Genomic DNA, 14,644 nt, shown 5'->3' on the forward strand with positions numbered 1-14,644 from the left:
AAAAAACAGCAGGGTCTCCAGTACGTTTGGAAACCCTGCTGTTTCTTATTGGTTAGACTTTGGCTGTATAGAGCAGCTCTTGCTCTTTGATTGCAGTACGACCTGCAGATACAATCGACTCATATTGATGCATGTTTGTGACGATGACTGGTGTAATGGTTGTATAACCGGCTTTTTCGATTTCTTCACGGTCAAATTCCATCAACACATCACCCACAGCAACTTTTGCACCCGCCTGAACCTTAGGCGAGAAGAATTGGCCTTTCAGCTTCACTGTATCAATTCCGATGTGGATCAGCATCTCTGCACCGTTGTCGCTGACCAGACCAATGGCATGTCCACTCTTCGACAAGGAGAACACTGTTCCGTTAATTGGGGAAACGACACGACCTTCAGTCGGCTGAATTGCAAATCCTTTACCCATAATTTCTTCAGAGAACGCAGGGTCAGGTACTTCGCTCAGCGGTTTTACTTCCCCTGTCATCGGGCTGAATACTTCTTGATCCTGGACTTTTTCTTCTTCAACCGCAGATACTGCGGAAGCGGAACTGTTTACATCAGCTGCAACTGGTGTAACAGGCTCAGCTGAAGCTGTAGCCGTTGCTGCTGGAACTGCTTCTGGAACATCTTCGAATCCGAGGATGTAGGTCAGAATTGCTGAAGCTACAACCGCAATGACAATTCCGATCAGAGCATATACAAATGTCGGACCGATGATCATTGGAATTCCTGAAAGACCTGCCAGACCACCGATAACATACGCTTTAGTTTGGAAGAAGCTGATGAACGCTCCGCTAATTGCCGCACCAATCAGTGCTGCCACAAACGGTTTTTTGAATCGCATGTTGACCCCGTACATGGCCGGTTCTGTAATACCCATAAGTGCGGTAACACCAGTCGATGCAGACAAGGACTTGATTTGTTTGTTTTTGGATTTCAGAGAAACTCCCAAAGCACTACCCGCTTGTGCAAAGTTAGCAACCATCATAAGTGGAATCAAGTAATCGTATCCCAATGTTGCAATGGAACCGATCATGATTGGAACGAGAGCATAGTGCATTCCTGTAATAATCAGGAGTGAGAACGCTCCACCAACAAGCAATCCTGCAAACAAACCAGCATTATTAAACAACCAGTTAATACCGTCCGTCAAGCCGTTACCAATAATAACCCCTAGTGGTCCTACGGCAATCATCATAACAGGAACAATAATAAGCAGAGTCACTGTAGGCACAACAATCAATTTAAGCGAAGCATGTGTAACTTTGTCGATCGCCTTTTCCACATAAGACGCCAGCCAGATTGCAATCAAAATCGGAATAACCGAAGATGCATAGGTTGCAGCTACAACCGGCAAACCGATGAAAGATACATTCTCACCCGGTGCTAACAAAGCTGTAATGGTTGGATGCATAACCGATGCACCAATGGCCGCACCAATGTACATATTGCTCCCGAGTTTACGTGCTGTACTAATCCCGAGAATGATTGGCAGGAAGTAGAACGCACCATCACCAATAGCAGACAAGATAATGTATGTTGAACTTGTTGCATCAATCCATCCAAAGGTAAGCAGCAAGGCCACGATCCCTTTGATCATACCCGCGCCAGTGATGGCAGGAAGGATTGGAGTGAACACACCTGAAATAAAGTCAAATACGGCACTCAGCGGATTTTTCTTTTTGCCGCCTGTTGCAGCAGTAGCAGCTGGTTTCGCATCAGGAGATTTGGACATGTTTCCTACCAGCGCGTTATACACCACAGGCACATCGTTCCCGATAATGACCTGAAATTGACCACCATTCTCCATAACACCCATAACGCCGGGTGTATTTTTAAGCGTCGCTTTGTCAGCTTTGCCATTGTCATTGAGATTAAATCTAAGTCTTGTCATACAGTGCGTGACTTGATCAATGTTTTCTTCTCCACCGACCAATTTCAAAATATCTTTGGACAATTGTTGTTTATCCATTGTGTTTTGCTCCTTTAAAGTGTAATGAAGGTTAAAAAAAAACCTAAACACTGGATAATGACAAAGCAGTTTCAGCTTATCATTATTCAACGTTTAGGTTTTGCCTTTTTAGCAGTAACAATCCCAAATTATTCAGTTGGTTGTTCATTTCTTACAACACGCTCAATGTGAATCGTCAGATACAGTATTTCTTCCTTAGACAAGACCCGATTATAGATCTTCCGCGTATAATCATTAATCTTGACTGCACAAGCAAATGCTTCAGGGTATTGCTTACTCACCAGATCATGAAGCGGATTATCTTCTTCCTTGTCTTCAATGGCTGTACCTTGCAGCACACGTTGAGCAAAAAACTTCAGATGGGTTAAGAAGCGATAATAGCTCAGCGAATCCTCATCCAGTTCAATGACAAAACTGCGCCTTACAATGTTGAGTATGTCCTTGACAATATTCGTAATACTGATGGTTTCTCTCATCTCACCGTTCATCTGGGCATTAACCAGATGCATGGCGATGAATGCGCATTCGTCTTCGGGAAGCAGTACACCCAGCGTCTCTTCAATAATCTGAAGTGCCTTTAATCCAATGGCATATTCCTTGCGGTACATGCGCTTGATCTCCCAGAACAGTGCGTTACGGATCTGCAATCCTTGACGATGTCGATCAATGGCAAAATGAATATGATCCGTTAGTGAAATATAGATGCTCTCATGTAACTTCTCACCTAACACCGTCTCCGCATAACGAATAATTTCATCCGAGCATTCAACATATTCAACTGGAATATCGGACAGAAGCGTTTTCAGTTTCTGCGATACTTCCTTGCTTTCCAATGAGAATATTTTTTCGACAAGACTTTCGTCGATCGATTCACCAGCATGTTTTTTGAAGGCAATTCCCCGCCCCATGACGACCAGTTCGTTTCCGCCCGAATCAATCACGGTAACTACGTTGTTGTTGAGCACCTTCTCAATTTTCATTTCTTCACATCACCTTGCACCGTCAAAGTAGTAAAAGGCAAAACCAAAGCAGGTCACGAAAGATGCCCTGCTTCTGGTTTTGCCTGATTGAACAGTAACAATCCAGTTATTCATTAGCCTTAGGCCCATCTTACCATATAAATATCTATATGACAATGTTTTTGTGAAAGCGGTTAATGCGACTAATTATGACACGAGAAGATGCCTGTCAACCATGCCTTTTGAACCACTATTATTGGTTAATGCCTTTCAAGCTTGCACCATTAGTACCAATAACTTCTTTGTACCAATGGAACGATTTTTTCTTATACCGTTCCAATGAACCCGTTCCGTCGTTGTTGCGGTCCACATAGATAAATCCGTAACGTTTCTTCATCTCTGCAGTCGATGCACTAACCAGGTCGATACAGCCCCATGAAGTGTAGCCCATAACTTCGACACCATCTTCAAGCGCTTCACCTACCTGCACCAAGTGGTCATTCAGATATTGAATGCGATAATCGTCATTTACCGTTTTATTGCCGTTCTCGTCCGTGATCAGTTCATCCACGGCACCCAGCCCGTTCTCCACGATAAACAATGGTTTTTGGTATCGATCCCAGTATTTGTTCAGCGTCACACGCAGACCTTGCGGATCGATCTGCCAGCCCCATTCACTTGCTTTGAGGTAAGGGTTTTGAACCCCTGCAAACAGATTTCCTTTTCCTTCAATGCGTTTTTGCGGATCGCCAGTTTCACAGATACTTACATAGTAGCTGAACGAGATGAAGTCGACCGTATGCTTCAGAATTTCCGCATCTCCGTCTTCGAACTTAATATTGATATTATTCGCTTTGAAATAACGGTTAATGTATTTTGGATAGTACCCACGTGCGTGGATATCGGCAAAAATGTCATTGCGTTGTTCTGCATGCATCGCTGCAACCACATCATCCGGATTCGGAGTCAGCGGATACGTTGGCATACTCAGAACCATACAGCCAATTTTGGCTTCCGGCATAATTTCATGACCCAGTTTAACAGCCAGTGCACTTGCCACCAACTCATGGTGAATCGCCTGATACAGATCCTGCTTGCTCAATTGATCTTTTGGCGTATATATCCCGCCGCTCATGAATGGCTCCTCCAAGATGGAGTTGATTTCATTAAAGGTCAGCCAGTATTTTACTTTGCCTTTGAACCGGTTGAACAGAACGGTTACATACCGCTCGTAAAACTCGATCATTTTGCGGTTAACCCAGCCGTCATACGTTTTGGACAGATGCAGCGGTGTCTCATAGTGAGAGATCGTTACTAGGGGTTCAATCCCGTATTTGTGGCACTCATCGAACAAGTCATCGTAAAATTGCAGACCTTTTTCGTTGGGCTCTAGCTCGTCCCCTTTAGGGAAGATTCGGGACCAGGCAATGGATGTACGGAACACTTTGAAGCCCATTTCGGCAAACAGTTTTACGTCCTCTTTGTAACGGTTGTAGAAATCGATACCGATCAATTTCAGGTTATCTTCCGTAGGTCCTTCTGTTCTTGGCGTTGTGATCCCGTGAGGCATCACATCTTGGACAGACAATCCCTTACCATCCGTATTATAAGCTCCTTCAAGCTGGTTGGCGGCTACCGCGCCGCCCCATAGAAAGTCCTTAGGAAATGGTGTTGTCATCTCAATCATTCCTCTCTTATCGTGTCTATTCATTGTTTGTCAGAAGCGTTCAAGCTATCCGAACCTGTATTACAGCTGTTCACCATTGCTTGCAATCACATTTTTGTACCAGTCAAAAGAATCCTTTTTGGAACGTTCAAGGGTTCCGTTACCTTCATCGTCCAGATCCACGTAGATGAAGCCGTATCGTTTGGACATTTCGGAAGTGGACATGCTAACCAGGTCAATTGGACCCCAAGCCGTAAATCCGATCAGATCCACACCATCCTTGATGGCTTCCTTCATTTGTTCAATGTGTTTTTTCAGGTAATCCACACGATAGGAGTCATGAATCGAACCATCTTCTTCTACTTTGTCATAAGCTCCAAGACCATTCTCAACGATGAACAATGGTTTTTGGTAACGATCCCAGAAGTTGTTCAGCGTTATGCGCAGGCCGATTGGATCGATCTCCCAACCCCAGTCGGAAGCTTCCAAATAAGGGTTTTTCACACCGCCAGCCAAGTTGCCTGCAGTTTCCTCCAGGTCAGCAGAAGCTGATTTGGTCACGGACATGTAGTAGCTGAAGGAGATGAAATCGACCGTGTTGTTCAGCAAAATCTCATCATCGCCAGCTTCTTTTTGAATCACGATGTTGTTCTCTTCAAAATAACGTGCCATGTAGTTCGGATATTTACCACGAGCGTGCATATCCGTGAAGAAGAGGTTGATCTGGTTCTCGTGTTGAGCCAGACGAACATCTACGGGGTTGCAAGTCGCCGGATATGTCTCCATGCGAGCAAGCATACAGCCCACTTGAGAACCAGGCATGATCTCATGCGCAAGTTTTGTTACCATTGCACTTGCTACGAATTGGTGATGCAGCGCTTGATACGTCGTTTGCAATTTGTTGTCTACTTTATCGATCAGAATGCCGCCGCCAGTGTACGGGCTGAACAGCATAACGTTGATTTCATTGAAAGTCAGCCAGTATTTCACTTTGTTTTTATAACGGTTGAATACCGTTTCTGCATATCTTACGTAGTGCCCAATAACTTCACGGCCAGCCCAGCCATTGTACTTCTGTGTCAGACCAAGCGGAGTTTCGTAGTGAGACAAGGTTACCAGCGGCTCAATGCCGTATTTCAAAAGTTCATCGAAGACTTCGTCATAGAATTTCAGACCTGCTTCATTCGGCTCCTGATCATAACCGTTCGGGAAAATGCGCGCCCAGTGAATGGACAAGCGGAATACTTTGAAGCCCATTTCAGCAAACAATGCGATGTCTTCCTTGAAACGATGATAGAAATCGATACCAAAGCGTTTCGGGAACCGCTCTTCAATTTTGCCTGACAGGATTTCTTCGATGCGGGAAGAGGAGATTTCCATCGCATGTCCGCCCGTACGTTTCTCTTTGGGAACATGGGCGATCATATCTGCTGTGGATAGACCTTTGCCGTCCTTATCAAATGCACCCTCCAATTGATTGGCAGCAGTAGCGCCGCCCCATAGGAAGTTTTCAGGGAAACCTTTTTTTGCCGTAGTCATGAACAACAACCTCTTTTCAACAATTTATTTTGTAATGACAAGTCAGAAAGATAGAATGTCCTATTTCGAGCAAACCAACACGGTAATCAATAGATTCAATTGAGGTTGTTCCTGAACTATGGACCCAAAATAGGCCAGAAAACAAGAAAAACCTAAACTCAAGGTAAAATAGCGCCCAAAAAAGGAGCTTTCATTTCACCATCAGTTTAGGTTTTGCCTGTCTTCGCAGTAACAATCCATCAAACGATGTATTGATTATTCTGTTGTTTTCTCTCGTGATGTAAGCGTAACATATCTATATTTTAAAATCAACTTCACCACGTGACACTCCATTTATATAGAAGAACTTCAACGGGGCATTTGCATAATGGCTGCTCTTAATGCATTTGCACCGTCTGTATGACCCAGATAGCTTGCAGGACTTTGGTCGCCTAAAGCAGGCACCTTTTTGCACACCCATTCCAGTGCATACTCTCCCATTTCGCATAAAAGCACCTGACATATATCTGCCGGAATCCCCTTTTGTTTCGCGCTTTCCACCAGTTTGGGATCGACCTGCAAAAAGCGATCGGCAAAGCACATAACAAATGAGTCCCAATTTTCCTGGTTGAATTCAGCAAGAAAGATATCTTTCATACTCATGTAAAATGCCTCCCTGAAATGCGATTTGGTACCCCCAAGTCCTATCTAACATAATTCAGCCTTAAGCCGCTTGAAACGATAATTGAGAAAGGTAAACTTAATTTTAAATGTTTTTTTGGGAAATTGGAACATGAAGGAGGAACCCATCATGACTGATGAAGCAAGCACAGCCGGCTGGGATGCCATTGATACAGCATTTAACGAACTTTATGGGGAGCAGGAACCCAAACATTATGGCACAGCCATCCCTTATGCGCTCGGAGGACCTGACCCTCTGGATGGAATCAGTGCCTATAAAGTGGAACAGCCAACGCCTCATTGGCATTTTGTAACGTACGGATTCTCCGAACTATATGACAAAGAAACCAATGATCCAGAGCACAGTGGATATGGATTCGAACTGACCTTTCGGCTTACCCGAACAGAGGAAGAGAGTGAACCTCCCGCTTGGGCCCTGAACTTATTACAGAATATGGGGCGGTATGTCTTCAATAGCGGAAACGTATTTCGCGCAGGCGACTACTTGGATGCCAATGGACCGATCTGTCTGGGCTCTGATACCTTGCTGACCGCCCTTTCCTTCATTGAAGACCCGGATCTGAAGCAGCTGTCCACCCCTAACGGCACAATGGAGTTTATTCAGATGGTCGGAATCACCGGACGTGAACTGGAAACGATGCAGACATGGAATACTCGCGGATTCCTCAAATCATGCGAACCTTTCATGCCCAAATATGTCACGGATCTCATGCGTAACTCCTATGTGGATATTCCATCGGTAGGGCAGGCTGTTCAGCGTGGAATTGAGCTTGAAGGCTCCAGCACGGCATTTTTGTTCATACAACAACTGGCTTGGACGCCTTCCCGCAAAAGATTGCTGCAAAAAAATGTGCCCGCCGAACTTCAGCTTGGAGCCAAACAGGCGGTTCTGATTGGAAAAATACTGCGCAGCCGCATTGCAAAAGGTGCTCCGTTATCACTTGTAGGTTCAGGAGTAAATATCACCTTCGAGGCCGGAGAAAATGCTTCTTTTCATGAAGAAGAGACCAAAATCACCGTAACCGTGAATGAACAGACAGTAAACGAACTAACAGCTCATCTTAAACCTTCGGAAATGACATTCGAGTTACCTTCTCTTCCCGGTTTGCTTATCCGAATAGTCCGAACTGAAATTACCGACCAGGAAGGTCGCGTCGTAGAAACCATCGGTTAAATGTAAGGAGGTAATATCATGTCTGTCACTACAACGGCCTTGCTGGAACATTGGTCTGACATCAGTGCACCTAGATCCGGCATGGCTCATATTAAATATATTTCCAGGACCAGTCTGGAAAGATTGCGCAAAATCAATCATTTTCTGATCAGTGCCTTCCAGCGCAGTCTATCGGATATCCGGGAGAACCTGTCCAGCACCTATCTGTTTCTGCTTACGGATGCGGATGGCGTGCTGCTCGCCATGGATTACAGCCATGATCTGGAGGATGAAGTGAAGCAGTCACCCATTCGTCCAGGCATGGTTTTCACTGCACAGAGCTGCGGAGTCAACGCCATCTCGGCCACCATGGAAAAGAACGAACCGGTATTGCTGCCACCAGAGCAGCATGAGAGCCCGCTTTTTCAACAATGGCACTGTTACGCTACGCCTCTCTCTGTAGGACTGAACCATTCCGGTTATCTGGATGTGTCCACCATTAACGCAGATATGCAAAGTGAATTAATCGCGATTGCCAAGCTCATTCCTGCCCATATGCAGAACAGCTACCAGAGCCTGATGTCATCCGTCCCTTCCGAGAAACCTTCTGTAGATTTCACTGAGCGTCAGTTAACCATCCTTGAAATGATCTCAAAAGGGTTAACCGTTAAGGCCATTGCTTTGAAATTAAAAATCAAGGAATGCACCGTGAATCACCACAAAAAAGTGATCTTCAACAAATTAGGTGTGCAATCCAGCACAGAAGCTGTTTCAATTGCAAGCCGATTGTCTTATTTATAGAGGGACCCCTATAGTTTCCTATAGGTGGTAAAGAAGAACGTTTGTGCTACAATTTTGGAGTACGCAACATTACAGAGAGAGAACACACACATTTATTTCAGGAGGGTTTTATGTCTATCACAAAAAAAACGTCTTTATTCACTATGCTCATCATGATGATGCTTGTTGCAGCCGCTTGCGGTGACAAGGCAGATAACAACGCTCAAACGGAAGACACGACTAAAACAGAAACTGCAGCTGCTACAGACACGGATACCGCCAAAACTGAGGATACTGAAAGTACGGAAACGTCGACTGACGCAGCAGCTGAGGAAGACAATTCAGCAAACGTGGAACTGGGTACAACCGAAAAAGGTTCCTACACGAATGACTACTTCGGTGTATCATTGAAATTCCCTGAGCAATGGGAGTTCCAGGATGCAGAAGGAATGAACGAGCTGACAAGTGCTTCTTCGGATGCCATTGCCGGTGACGATGATACGAAGAAAAAACAGCTTGAGCTGTCCCAAACAAAAACACTGAACCTGTTGATGGCTTCGGAATTGCCACTGGGTGGTCAGGAAGTGGGTCCTTCCGCTATGGCCATTGCCGAGAAGGTCAGCCTGCTGCAAGGGATTCGCACGGGTAAAGACTACCTGGAAGCAACCAAGAAATTCATGGTCGACAGCCAGTTCCCTTATGAATATAAAGATATCGCAACCGAAACGATCGGTGGTAAAGAGATGGATGTTATGCAAATCACAATGGATGCTGGTGACGGCACAACCATTACACAAGATTACTACAGCACCATCATTGAAGGTTATGCCTTCAACTTCATCTTCACGTATTTGGATGATGCAAGCAAAGCCGAGATTGACAACATCAAGAAATCAGTGCAATTCAAATAATACAGTCCACAACCTAAAACAAACGTATAAAGGACCCCGTACAGTTGATCTAGTACAGATCACTGACGGGGTTATTTTTTTGTGCCTGCTTGTTTGATCACTCTGATCCGTTCTAACCAGAAACGGCCACCCAGTGCCCTTCCGTTACTTCGACCCACTTGGACTGCTCCAGATTGTAACGATCGGCTAGCTGCTCCCTGCTGTTTTCTTCATACACTGTGCGTTTTTTCTTCGCTTCCACAGCCGGATCAGGGACCGGAATTGCAGAGAGAAGAGATTTCGTATACGCATGCTGTGGATTGGAATAGAGCTCTTCACTCTCAGCAAGCTCAACGATTTTACCGTTATACATCACAGCCACACGATCACTGATATGTTTGACCATGGACAAGTCATGTGCAATAAAAAGATACGTCAAACCAAGCCGCTGCTGCAATTCCTCAAGCAGCTGCACGATCTGCGCCTGTATGGACACATCGAGCGCAGACAGCGGCTCATCGCACACAATAAACTCCGGTTCCACAGCGAGTGCGCGCGCAATCCCGATTCTCTGTCTCTGACCGCCAGAGAATTCGTGAGGGTACCGCAGCGCATGGGATGGATCAAGCCCCACCATTTCCAGCAGCTCTTCCACCCGCTTCTCTCTCTCCGCTGTTGTCTTGGTCAACTGATGAATATCAAGAGCTTCACCGATAATGTCCATAATTCTCAATTTCGGGTTCAATGAGGCGTAGGGGTCCTGGAAGATGATCTGCATATGCCGTCTCATCGTTTTCATTTCCGAAGCGGACAGCCGGTTTAGTGGAACCCCTTTGAACAAGACATCCCCGCCAGTCGGTTCATGCAGTCTCAAGATGGCACGCCCTGTCGTGGATTTGCCGCTGCCAGACTCTCCGACAACCCCCAATGTCTCGCCCTGGCGGATATAAAAGCTGATATCATTCACTGCCTTCAGCGTATTGCCTTTGCCAAGATTAAAATGCTGCCGCAGGGATTTCACCTCAAGCAGAGGCTGATCATCTTTTAGATCCTTAGGGAACAGTGAAACCGGTTTGGGTTTCTTCTTCTCATCCAACCGCGGCAAGGCATTCAGGAGTCTGGACGTATATTCGTGTTTCGGATTCGCGAAGATCTCCGCCGTTGTCCCGGATTCCACGATCTGTCCCTCTTTCATGACCACAACGCGGTCACACATTCCGGCCACAACCCCCAGATCATGTGTAATCAGTATAATGGACGTCCCCAGCCGTTCCTGCATGTCTTTCATCAAATTCAGAATTTGCGCCTGGATGGTCACGTCGAGCGCAGTCGTTGGTTCATCGGCAATCAGCAGCTCAGGGCGGCAAGCAAGTGCTATGGCGATCATTACCCGCTGACGCATGCCTCCCGAGAACTCGTGCGGATACTGATTGTAGCGCACCTCACTCCGTGATATGCCAACCAGTTCGAGCATGGCGATGGCTTGCTTTTTCGCTTCCCGACGTGACAGCTTCTGATGCTTGATCAGACTTTCGGAGATTTGTTTTCCAACTTTGATGGTCGGATTAAGCGAACTCATGGGATCCTGAAAAATCATGCCGATGTCGCGGCCGCGGATGCTTTCCATCTCTTTTTGCGTTTTGGTCGCCAGATTGACTCCACGAAACAAAATCTCTCCCTGCTTCATCTGAGAAGGAGGAGAAGCAAGCAGCCTCATAATGGAACGGGCTGTTACGCTTTTGCCGCTTCCCGATTCTCCAACAATCCCAAGCGTCTCACCTTTCCGAACCTCGAAACTGACATCCCGTACCGCCTGAAACTCATTCTCCCCGGAATGAAAAGAGACTGACAAATCACTAACTTTCAGTAAAGGCTGCATGCAAACACCTGCTTTCCTTCATATTTACGCATTTCATAATATGTACACAATTCCATACCTTGACAATTGAATAGACCCTAAATAATATATACTATATCAATCGGAATAATGCAATTTAAACCTGAATGAAGGGAGGTTTGCTCGGTTTGAATCTTGCAGTAGGCGGCAAAATGTCACGGCTTGCACAGAATCTGAGTTTCATTTATGGCAAAATGCTGCTTCATCCCTCCTACCGATATGTGCTGTTTATTCTCGGGCTGCCGATCAATCTGATTGTGCTTCTGGTGTGGCAATCCAGGCGCCAAAAGGATGGATGGCAAACCGCTCAGCGAGCTGTAGAACAGGAGATGCACTCTTCTTCTTACCGGGATAAGCTTCGAACCATAGTAGAAGAACAGCTGAGACGCAAACATCGCTTCTTTCAGCAGCTGGTCAGTGAAACAGAATTCAAGCGTCAGACGGAGCAGTGGCTAGAGGAAACATATCAGAAAGAGTTGTATGAACGAACGTCACGCAGGCTGCAGGGACATGGAGAACAGCGCCTGACCATGGCCGACACGTTCCGTGCATTGCTGGATAAACCCTGGTTTGTGGCTCTATCTATCATTCCTGGCTGTCTGATGTACGTCATACTATGGATCTATGGCAATCCTTATCTAAAGTACATATTCGAAAGAATACTGATGACCCTGTTCGTCATTTTGGGTGTAGCTACCCTCGTATTTACCATCTTGTATCTGTCTCCGTTCAACCCTGCAGCCAACATTCTTGGAGAGACAGCGACACAGGAACAGATTGCAGCCTTTAATCACGTATACGGTCTGGATCAGCCTTATCTCGTTCAGCTATGGAACAATATTAAGGGAATCGCACTGTTTGATCTGGGCAAATCCTTCTCGGGAAATGAGGATGTGACAGCGACCATAGCCAGAAAGTTTCCGATTACACTGACACTTGCAGTCATTTCTCTACTGCTTGCCCTTGTCATCGCACTTCCCATCGGGATCATCTCGGCGATCAAGCCTAATTCGCTGTTTGATTACACTTTTATGTTTATTGCTCTGATCGGATTGTCGATTCCGAACTTCTGGCAGGGACTGATCTTCATCCTGAACTTTTCTATTAAAATGCAGTGGCTTCCCGCGACCTTCAATCCTCAGAACTGGCTGTCCATCATTATGCCAACCATTGTTCTGGGAACAGGATTAACGGCTGCAGTGGCCCGGATGACCCGTTCTTCCACGCTGGAGGTTATTCACGAAGATTACGTGATGACGGCTCGCGCCAAAGGACTCAGTGAACGGAGTGTTCTGCTGAAACATGCGGTACGCAATGCGTTGATTCCAATCGTAACGGTCGTTGGATTGCAATTCGGAGGGATGCTCGGTGGAGCGGCCGTAACGGAGAAAGTATTTAATATTAGCGGACTCGGCAGTTACATTGTGGATAAACAGTTTATTCCCGATATTCCGAGTATTATGGGCGGAGTAGTGTATACAGCGATTACCATTTCCATCATTAATGTGATCGTAGATCTATTGTACGCATTTATCGATCCAAGAGTACGTTCCAAGATGAAACAATATTAAAGCAGGTGCAATATGACAAATTCGGTTTCCTTAACACAAGAAGTGCGTTTCCGGCTTAAGTCTTCACCAGAATACAGTCAGGCCAGCTTTGCGTGGGTTACTTCTCTTCTATTGACGGTATTACTGCTGTTTAACAGTTATGACCTGGGCAGGCAAGAATTCAGACCCTTTCTGTTGACTGCACTTTGTATCTATCTTTTTTTCACGATCATTCAGAGTATTCTGATGCTGCTCATCCGAAAAGACTTGACCAGACAAGGACATATCTCAGCATTAACCCGCAGGCTGGCTTGGGTTCAGTTGCTGGCCATCTGCTCTGGCAATATTTTCATCGTCACAGCGGCGTTTCATCTGATCAAAAAAGCAAAGCAAGTGGAGTACACCTTTGCGGTCTATATGCTGCTGACGCAGCTATTCGTTATTGGCGTATCGGCGCTCAATATGTTCAAACCCTATGTATCAGATACGTTTTTGTCAGCCATGGCCGCCTTGCTATTCATTCTGGTCATTGACCTGGTCGTTTTGACGATTGTAGCCCAGTATACTGCTGCTTCGGTTATCCCGCGCTGGATGGTTGCTGCCAGCATCCTGCTGATCCTGACCTCGGTCACAGGAAACGTATTTGCACTGCTGCTTGGCATTTCTATCATTGGGCGCTACCAGAGACAAGGGAAACAGAAATCAAACTTCTGGAACGACCTCTGGGACCGACTGGCTCCTAATGTAACAGCGATGTCCGGCATGTTTTTTATCATCTTTCTATTTTCCATCTCGATCTGCAGTTTCTTCACCTTTGATTACAGTATGGCGGTCGAAAACAACTATTCAGCTCTGCTGCAGCCGCCATCTCAGGCTTATCCACTCGGGACGGATGACTTCGGGCGATGCCTGTTCTCCCGAATCGTATTCGGTGCCCGCATCTCGTTGATCGTAGGCTGCCTGTCGACCATTATTCCTGTAATCATTGGTGGAGTCCTTGGAGCCTTCTCCGGATTTTATGGAAGACACACAGACAATATCATCATGCGGCTGCTCGATGTCCTCTATGCCATTCCAGGCATCCTGCTGGCCATTGCCATCATTGCGGCATTTGGTGCCAATACGGTCAATCTGATTCTGGCCCTCAGTCTGGGCTCGATCCCGACTTATGCACGTACCATGAGAGCCAGTGTCCTGTATGTTTCTACCTTTGAATTCGTGGAGGCTGCGCGTGCACTCGGCTATAACAACCGTTCCATCATTTTCAAACACATCATTCCCAACTCGCTTGCACCAATGATCATCAAATCCACGCTTACGATTGGCGGAGCGGTCATTGCGACCAGCAGCCTGAGCTATCTGGGACTGGGTGTCGAACCACATATCCCGGAATGGGGCAACATTCTCAAGCTGGGCAGTACATATCTGGAAACGCACTCGTATCTCGCCATTTATCCTGGGCTGGCTATCATTCTGCTCGTTCTGTCATTCAACTTTCTCGGTGATGGTCTGCGCGACGCACTTGATCCCAAATTGGTAAAGGCTTAATTCAAAACC

General features: G+C 46.1%; 11 protein-coding genes. 5 read left to right on the forward strand and 6 right to left on the reverse strand.

What is annotated here, in order from left to right; all coding sequences use genetic code 11:
* Positions 1–52: 52 nt before the first annotated feature.
* From CHH60_RS13600 to CHH60_RS13620, 5 genes are all read right to left on the reverse strand, one after another.
* A complete protein-coding gene (locus CHH60_RS13600; protein ID WP_095359637.1) occupies positions 53–1,972 on the reverse strand; it encodes a beta-glucoside-specific PTS transporter subunit IIABC in 1,920 nt (639 codons plus the stop codon).
* 128 nt (positions 1,973–2,100) lie between these two features.
* A complete protein-coding gene (licT, locus tag CHH60_RS13605) occupies positions 2,101–2,952 on the reverse strand; it encodes a BglG family transcription antiterminator LicT (RefSeq protein ID WP_095289679.1) in 852 nt (283 codons plus the stop codon).
* Positions 2,953–3,184: 232 nt separating this feature from the next.
* Positions 3,185–4,609, reverse strand: coding sequence for a glycoside hydrolase family 1 protein (locus CHH60_RS13610; protein WP_095359638.1), 1,425 nt, complete (start codon positions 4,607–4,609; stop codon positions 3,185–3,187).
* Positions 4,610–4,678: 69 nt separating this feature from the next.
* Positions 4,679–6,136 carry a glycoside hydrolase family 1 protein gene (locus CHH60_RS13615; protein ID WP_095359639.1) on the reverse strand — a complete coding sequence of 486 codons (1,458 nt, stop codon included), beginning with the start codon at positions 6,134–6,136 and terminating at the stop codon, positions 4,679–4,681.
* Positions 6,137–6,484: 348 nt separating this feature from the next.
* Complete coding sequence (locus CHH60_RS13620) at positions 6,485–6,778, reverse strand: hypothetical protein (protein ID WP_095359640.1); 294 nt, start codon at positions 6,776–6,778, stop codon at positions 6,485–6,487.
* A gap of 148 nt (positions 6,779–6,926) precedes the next feature.
* On the opposite strand from CHH60_RS13620, the gene CHH60_RS13625 reads away from it, so the two are divergent.
* The 3 genes from CHH60_RS13625 to CHH60_RS13635 all read left to right on the forward strand — a co-directional run bounded on the left by CHH60_RS13625 (position 6,927) and on the right by CHH60_RS13635 (position 9,661).
* Positions 6,927–7,991: a suppressor of fused domain protein gene (locus CHH60_RS13625; RefSeq protein WP_095359641.1), complete on the forward strand. Its 1,065-nt coding sequence runs from the start codon at positions 6,927–6,929 to the stop codon at positions 7,989–7,991.
* Positions 7,992–8,009: 18 nt separating this feature from the next.
* Positions 8,010–8,771, forward strand: coding sequence for a LuxR C-terminal-related transcriptional regulator (locus CHH60_RS13630; RefSeq protein ID WP_095359642.1), 762 nt, complete (start codon positions 8,010–8,012; stop codon positions 8,769–8,771).
* A gap of 110 nt (positions 8,772–8,881) precedes the next feature.
* Positions 8,882–9,661: a hypothetical protein gene (locus CHH60_RS13635; protein WP_095359643.1), complete on the forward strand. Its 780-nt coding sequence runs from the start codon at positions 8,882–8,884 to the stop codon at positions 9,659–9,661.
* 112 nt (positions 9,662–9,773) lie between these two features.
* On the opposite strand, the gene CHH60_RS13640 is transcribed toward CHH60_RS13635, so the two are convergent.
* Entirely contained in the window at positions 9,774–11,519 is a 1,746-nt protein-coding gene (locus tag CHH60_RS13640; protein WP_095289673.1) for an ABC transporter ATP-binding protein, read from the reverse strand.
* A 170-nt stretch (positions 11,520–11,689) separates the two neighbouring features.
* Between CHH60_RS13640 and CHH60_RS13645 the strand changes: the two genes are divergently transcribed.
* On the forward strand, positions 11,690–13,108 hold the full coding sequence (locus CHH60_RS13645; RefSeq protein WP_255247939.1) for an ABC transporter permease: 1,419 nt from the start codon (positions 11,690–11,692) through the stop codon (positions 13,106–13,108).
* Between the two features lie 12 nt (positions 13,109–13,120).
* Positions 13,121–14,635 (forward strand): ABC transporter permease, encoded by a 1,515-nt coding sequence (locus tag CHH60_RS13650; protein WP_095359645.1) that lies wholly within the window; start codon positions 13,121–13,123, stop codon positions 14,633–14,635.
* The last annotated feature ends 9 nt before the right edge of the window (positions 14,636–14,644 follow it).

It is taken from the genome of Paenibacillus sp. 7523-1, assembly GCF_002276415.1.
Taxonomy (GTDB): domain Bacteria; phylum Bacillota; class Bacilli; order Paenibacillales; family Paenibacillaceae; genus Paenibacillus; species Paenibacillus illinoisensis_A.